5 protein-coding genes are annotated in these 7,082 nt (G+C 72.4%); 4 read left to right on the forward strand and 1 reads right to left on the reverse strand.

Features of this window, described 5'->3' with window-relative positions; genetic code table 11:
- Positions 1–3,238, forward strand: a 3,238-nt coding sequence (locus tag ABZY11_RS41605; protein ID WP_356484149.1) for an amino acid adenylation domain-containing protein, incomplete at its 5' end; no start/stop codon positions are given.
- The gene (locus ABZY11_RS41610) at positions 3,225–4,925 is read left to right on the forward strand and encodes an ABC transporter ATP-binding protein (RefSeq protein WP_356484150.1); all 1,701 of its coding nucleotides are present in this window, start codon (positions 3,225–3,227) and stop codon (positions 4,923–4,925) included. The genes ABZY11_RS41605 and ABZY11_RS41610, both read left to right, overlap by 14 nt.
- Before the next feature lie 60 nt (positions 4,926–4,985).
- On the opposite strand, the gene ABZY11_RS41615 is transcribed toward ABZY11_RS41610, so the two are convergent.
- Positions 4,986–6,113: an alpha/beta hydrolase-fold protein gene (locus tag ABZY11_RS41615; RefSeq protein WP_356484151.1), complete on the reverse strand. Its 1,128-nt coding sequence runs from the start codon at positions 6,111–6,113 to the stop codon at positions 4,986–4,988.
- A gap of 291 nt (positions 6,114–6,404) precedes the next feature.
- Between ABZY11_RS41615 and ABZY11_RS41620 the strand changes: the two genes are divergently transcribed.
- Positions 6,405–6,614, forward strand: coding sequence for an MbtH family protein (locus ABZY11_RS41620; protein ID WP_356484152.1), 210 nt, complete (start codon positions 6,405–6,407; stop codon positions 6,612–6,614).
- 79 nt (positions 6,615–6,693) lie between these two features.
- Positions 6,694–7,082: GNAT family N-acetyltransferase (locus ABZY11_RS41625; protein ID WP_356484153.1), on the forward strand; the 389-nt coding region annotated here is incomplete at its 3' end.

Raw genomic sequence — 7,082 nt, forward strand, 5'->3', positions numbered from 1 at the left:
GCACCTCACCGGCGGCGAACGGAGCAGCCCGTACGCCGTCGAGGTCAACGCGTGGACCGATGACACCACCGGAAGCCTGCACGCGGAATTCACCCTCGCCGAGGGCATACCCGACGAGATCACCGACCACTGGCTCGGCGCGCTGGAACGCATCGCGGACGCCTCCGCGACGGCCGAGCGCACGGCACCGGTCACCCCGCTCCAGCGGGGCCTGTTCTTCCAGGCCCAGATGGCGGGCGCGGCCGGACACTACGTCGCGCAGAGCTGGTTCACCTTCGACCGGCGCCTGGACACCGACGCGCTGGCCGAGGCCATGGCGTACGTGATCGAGCGCCATCCGGTCGTGGGCGCCGGCTTCACCACCGACGACGACGGCAACCCGGTCCAGGTACTCAAGGCGGGCCGGCGGGTCGACGTCCGCACGATCGCCGCGACGACCGACGCCGAGGTCGAGGCCCTGCGCACCCGCGACCGTGAGTCGGGATTCGACCCGGGCGAGCCGCCGCTGATCCGGCTGACCGTGGTGCGGCTGCCCGATGGGGACGGCGTGCTGCTGAGCTACCACCTGCTGCTCTGGGACGGCTGGTCCCGCGAGATCGTGCTGCGGGACCTGTTCGACGCGTACGAGGCCGTTGGGGCGGGCCGGTCGCCGGTCGCGGCCCCGGCCGTGCCGAGCTTCGAGGAGTACGCCCGGACGCTCGACGCCAGGGACCCCGCGGTGTCGAACCGGTTCTGGGCGGAGCACCTGGCCGGACTGCCGGGCCCGACGCTGCTCGCCGGACCGGCCCCGGCCCTGTCCGACGAGCTGCCGCGCGCCCTCACGCACACGATGTCCGCCGGACTGTCCGACCTGCTGCGGGACGCGGCCAAGGTGCACGGCGTCACCCTGAACACCGTGCTGACCGGGGCGTTCGGCCTGCTCCTCGGCGCCCGCACGGGCCGCGCCGACGCCGTGTTCGGCGTGACCGTCTCGGGCCGGGAGGGCGAGGGCCACTCCGGCGTCGTCGGTGTGCTGCTCAACACGGTGCCCATGTGGACGCGGGCCCGGCCCGACGACACGGCCGGCGCGTACCTGTCGGCCGTACAGGCGGCCCGGGTCGAGGCGATGGAGCACGAGCACCTGGGGCTCGGTGAGATCCAGCGGGCCAGTGGGCACGACACCCTGTTCGACAACCTGTTCGTGCTCCAGAACTTCCTGGACCTGGACGCGTTCGCCGAGATGAACGCCCGGCACGGCATCATTTCGGTGCGGGCCGACGACTCCACGCACTACCCGTTCACCTGGGTCGTCACCCCCGGCGACCGGGTCACGGTCAAGCTGGAGCACCGCGACGACGACCCCGAGGGTGCCCGCCGCCTTCTCGACGAGTACCTGCGGGTGCTGGAGGACCTGGCCCGGTCCACGGGCCGGGTGGGCGCGCTGCCCGGGTTGGCCCCGGCCCCCGAGCCCACCGGACGCACCGCCATCGGCACGGACACCGTCGTCGACCGCTTCGACCGGGCGGCGGACCGCGATCCGCGACGGGTCGCGCTCGTCGCCGCCGGCTCGACCCTGACCTTCGCCCAACTCCGGGACCGCAGCCGTGCATTGGCGGGTGTGCTCGCCCGGCGCGGGATCGGCCCCGAGATGACCGTGGGCCTCGCGATCCCGCGCTCCCTCGACTCGATCGTGGCCCTGTTCGCCGTACTGCGCGTCGGCGCCGCGTACGTACCGCTGGAACTGGACCACCCGGACGAGCGGATCGCGGCGATCGTCGCGGACGCCCGGCCCGAGGTGATCCTCACCGTGAGCGCCGTGTCGCCCCGGCTCAGCGGCGACCTGATCGAGCTGGACCGCCCGCTGCCCGCGGCTGAGCCGTACGTGACGTTCGCGCCGGACGACCCGGACCGGCTGCGGCACCCCGCGTACACGATCTACACCTCCGGATCGACCGGGAAGCCCAAGGGTGTGGTGACCGAGTACGCCGGGCTCACCAACATGCTGATCAACCACCAGCGCCGGATCTTCGAACCGGTCCTGGCCGAGCACGGCCACCGGGTCTTCCGGATCGCGCACACCGTGTCGTTCGCGTTCGACATGTCGTGGGAGGAGCTGCTGTGGCTCGCCGACGGCCACGAGGTCCACATCTGCGACGAGGAACTGCGCCGTGACGCCCCCCGGTTGGTCGAGTACTGCGGTGAGCACGGGATCGACGTCATCAACGTGACCCCCACCTACGCACAACAGCTGGTGTCCGAGGGGCTGCTCGACAATCCGGAGCGGCGGCCGGCGCTGGTGCTGCTGGGCGGCGAGGCCGTCACCCCGACGCTCTGGCAGCGGCTCGCCGAGACCGAGGGGACGGTCGGCTACAACCTGTACGGGCCCACCGAGTACACCATCAACACCCTCGGCGTCGGCACCTTCGAGTGCCAGGACCCGGTGGTGGGCGTGGCGATCGACAACACCGAGGTGTACGTACTGGACCCGTGGCTGCGGCCGCTGCCGGACGGAGTTCCCGGTGAGCTGTACGTGTCGGGCATCGGCATAGCGCGCGGCTATCTCGGACAGCCCGCCCGGACCGCGCACCGCTTCGTCGCGTGCCCGTTCGGCGGACCCGGCGAGCGCATGTACCGCACCGGGGACCTGGTGGTCCGCAGGCCCGACGGGAACCTGACGTACCTGGGCCGCACCGACCAGCAGGTCAAGATCCGCGGACACCGGGTCGAGCCGGGCGAGGTCGAGGCGGCGTTCGCCGCGCACCGGGCGGTGCGGTTCGTCGCCGCGGTCGCCCAGCCCGACCCGCAGGTCGACGGTGCGTACCGGCTGGCCGCCTATCTCGTGCTGGACGGCGCCGACCTGGCGCAGGTCGCCGCCGAAGTGGGCGCCGGGCTGCCGGACTTCCTGCGCCCGACGCATTTCGCCCGGGTCGACAGCATCCCGCTCACCGTGAACGGGAAGGCCGACACCAAGGCGCTGCCGGAGGCAAAGCCGCTCGGCGCGCTGACCACGGCGGGGGAGCGCGGCCCGGAGACCGGAACCGAGACCACGGTGTGCGAGTACTTCGCCGAGGCTCTGGACCTGGACGACGACGAGGTGAGCGCGGTGAGCGACTTCGTGTCCCTCGGCGGGCACTCCATGCTGGCGGTGCGGCTGACCGGGCTGCTCCGCCGTGAATACGGTCCCGTGATCACGATCCGTGATCTGTTCACCCTGCGAACCCCGGAAGCGATTGCCCGTCACCTTGATGAAAACTCCTGACACGCAGCGGCCCCGGCCGGGGTCGGACATCCTGCGGACCGCGCTGCGCCGCAACGTCGGCGCCATGGTCCGGGGCACCGTCCTCATGGGCCTGTACCAGGCGGGGGAGACGGCCTTCCCCATCGCGCTCGGCCTGATCGTCGAGCACACGATGCGGGACCGGAGCCCGGTCGCACTCGGCCTGTCCATCGGTGCGCTGGCCGTGATCATCACGACGGTGTCGCTGTCCTGGCGGTTCGGGATGCGCGTCCTGCAGAAGGCCAACACGACCGAGGCACACCGCTGGCGGGTGCGGGTGGCCGCCTGCGGGCTGCAGCCGGTGGCCGGGGACATCGATCTGAAGTCCGGGGAAGTGCTGACCATCGCCACCGAGGACGCCGACCAGACCGCCGACATCATCGAGGTGGTACCGCTGCTGATCAGCTCCCTGGTCGCGGTGGTGGTCGCGGCACTCGCGCTCGGCCTGGCGGAGCTCCGGCTCGGCCTGCTGGTGATCGTGGGGACCGTCGCGATCCTGTCGATCCTGGCCGTGATGTCCAAACGGATCGGCGCCAGTACCCGCGAACAGCAGGCCCGGGTGGCGCGGGCGGGTGCGAAGGTCGCCGACCTCATCACCGGCCTGCGCCCGCTGCACGGTTTCGGCGGCAACCATGCGGCGTTCGGGTCCTACCGGAAGGTCAGCACGGACGCCAAGCGCCAGGCGATCACCGTGGCCGGGGTGAACGGCACGTACGCGGGTACCGCACTGGCCCTCAACGCGGTTCTCGCCGCCGCGGTGTCCCTGACGGCGGGATGGCTGGCCTTCGACGGCCGGATCACCATCGGGGAACTGGTCATGGCCGTGGGCCTCGCGCAGTTCATCATCGAACCGCTCAAGATGTTCTCGGAGATGCCCAAGTACGTGATGATGGCACGCGCTTCGGCCGAGCGGATGGCGCTGGTGCTGTCCGCGCCGCCGGTGACGACACCGGGGCCGCGGCGTCCGGCCGCGGGCGGAGGGCTGGAGGTCGACCGTGTCCGGTACGGGGCCCTGCGCAGGCTGAGGTTCGAGGTGGCCGCCGGGGAGTTCGTGGCGATCGCCGCCTACCGGCCGCGCGCGGCGGCCGACCTCGCGTCGGTGCTCGCGGTGAACGTAGCGCCCGCTGCGTACGAAGGAGTGGTGCGGGTCGGCGGACAGGCGATGGCGGAGCTGTCGGTCGAGGCGGTCCGCGAACACATGCTGGTCAATCCGTACGACGGGGAGATCTTCGCGGGCACGCTCCGCACCAACATCGACCCGTCGGGCACCGGCCGGATGATCCCCGAGGCCGTCGAGGCGTCCATGCTGACCGATGTCGTCGCCCTCCACCGCGACGGGCTCGACCACGCGGTCCGCGACCGCGGGGCGAACCTTTCCGGGGGGCAGCGACAGCGGCTGTCCCTCGCCCGCGCCCTGGCCGCCGACACCGACGTACTGGTTCTGCACAACCCGACGACGGCCGTCGACGCGGTCACCGAGCAGCTCATCGCGCGCAACGTCGCGAAGCTGCGCCGCGGCCGCACCACGATCGTGATCACCAGCAGTCCGGCCCTGCTGGACGCCGCCGACCGTGTGCTCGTCCTGGACGACGGCGTGATCACAGCCGAGGGCACCCACCGCGACCTCCTGGCCGGCGACCCGGATTACTGCCGGGCCGTGGCCCGGTGAAGCACCGGGCGGCTTCGGGGACTTGCCCGGACACGTCTTTGGACACGCCCCCGGCATCGCTCAGCCGAGGGCCCAGGCGACGTCCCTGAGCAGGGCGTGCCGCCAGCCCGCCCGGTCGTGGTCCGAGGCCGACCGTGAAACCCGCACGGTCGCACCGGCTCGTTCGGTCAGGGTCTCCGCCAGCTCGCAGTGCGGCAGCATCCGCGTCTCGTGTTCCCCCACGTCGAACGCGCACCGCAGACCGGACAGATCGGGGCTCCGGCGCAGACGCGCGGCGACGGCGCCGCCGACCGGGCCGCCCAAGGGGTCCGCCAGATCCACGGCGCCGGGCGTCCACCAGAGCGACGGCGACTGGCAGGCGACCCGCGAGACCAGGTCCGGGAACTCCAGCGCCGCGTACAACGCGCTCAGCCCGCCCAGGCTCTGCCCGGCGACCACCAGCCGGTCCAGGTCGGCGGGTACGCCGGATTCCGCGACCAGCGGCAGCAGTTCGTCCCGGACCGCCTCCCACAGCTCCGGCCCGCACCCGAACTCGGCCTGCCGGTCCTTGGCCGGAAGGAAGACGAGCGTGACGGGGGGCAACCCGCCGCAGGCGGCGGCCGAGTCGAACGCGGTCATGGCCGGGTGCAGGTACAGCCAGTCGTCCCCGTCGAGCAGCAGGACCACCGGTCCGCCGCCGCCCACCGGGTGGACGCGCACGGTGCGCCGCCCGCCGAGCCGTTCGCTGCTCCAGCGGAGCCGGGTGCGCGGCAGGGGCAGTACGTCGTCGGCGCCGACGGCGGGCCAGTGCGGCTGGGCCGGGGCGTCCGGGGTCGCGACGATGGACCGGTCACCGCCGGCGCCGACCGGGTTGAACGGGTCGGCGCGGGCCGCGCCGCCCGCGATGAACCGGTAGGTCACCCGCAGCCGCGCGGGCATGCGCACTTCGGCGTACCAGCAGTCCGTGCCGGCCCATCGGCGCAGGGGGACCGGTTGTGACCAGCTCTCGAAGTCGATGACGGCCTCGGACCCGCGCCACAGGAACAGGGTCCGCCAGCCGCCGTCGTCGGCAGGCACCGACGCGGGGGTCCGCGCCGCCGCCCAGAACTCGTCGGTGCCGGGTGTGCCGGGCAGTCCGAACCCGGCGAAGGAGTTCTCTGCGTCGGTGTTCTCTCCGTCGGCCGTGAGGCCGGAGCCGGGATCGGTCATGACCGGCCGGTGAGGCGGCGGTCCGTGGTCCGCGGGCCCGTGCTCGGGGGCGCGTTCGTGCCGCCCTCGGTGCGGACCCGTTCGGTCACCAGGTGCATCGGCATCTCCTTGTGAGAGGGAAGAAGGAGGGGTTAGGCTCACCTCGTATTAGGTGAGCCTAACCTAATAAGACTGCTCCCTTCATTCCCGATCCCGTCCTTACCTCACTTCCGATCCCACCCGCACCGACGATCTGACACACACTCACGACGCCGCCGTCACCGGCCCGTCGGCCCCGAGGAGGCACCGCCCATGAGCACCAACCCGTTCGACGACCCCGAAGGCCGCTTCCTGGTCCTGGTGAACGACGAGGGACAGCACTCGCTCTGGCCGTCCTTCGCCGAGGTTCCCGGCGGATGGACGGTCGCCCTCGACGAGAACACCCGGGAGGCGTGCCTGGACTACATCGAGACCCACTGGACCGATCTGCGCCCCCGGTCCCTCGTGGCGTCCACCGACTGAACCCGCCCAGGCGGGCCGACCCGGCCGTGTCCGGCGACGAGCCGATCTCCGATCGTGAAACCGAGGAAGAAGAATCTTGATCACGGCCACGCCGCGAACTGTCCCGCCGTCGCCTGTGCTCCCCGCACCGACGTCCTCCGTGCGCCCCGCCCGCGCGGAGGACGCCGACGCGCTCGCCGGACTGTCCCGGCCCTTCGTGCGTTCGGGCGCGCTGCGGGAGCGTCCCGCCTCCCTCTACGCCACCCACGCCGCCGACTTCCTCGTGACGCAGGCCCCCGGGCACCCGCTCGAAGGCTGCCTCGGCCTGCGGGTACACCCGGCCGCCCCCGGGGAGGGCCGCGGACCCGTGGGTGTTCTGTACAACTTCTGCGTGGCCGGGCACAGGCAGGGGCGCGGAGTGGGAGCCGGGCTGCTGCGCGCCGCGCTGGTCAGGGCGCGCGCCCAGTCGCTCGATGCCCTGTTCACGGC

Origin of the sequence: Streptomyces sp. NPDC006510, assembly GCF_040611955.1 — a bacterium.
Taxonomy (GTDB): domain Bacteria; phylum Actinomycetota; class Actinomycetes; order Streptomycetales; family Streptomycetaceae; genus Streptomyces.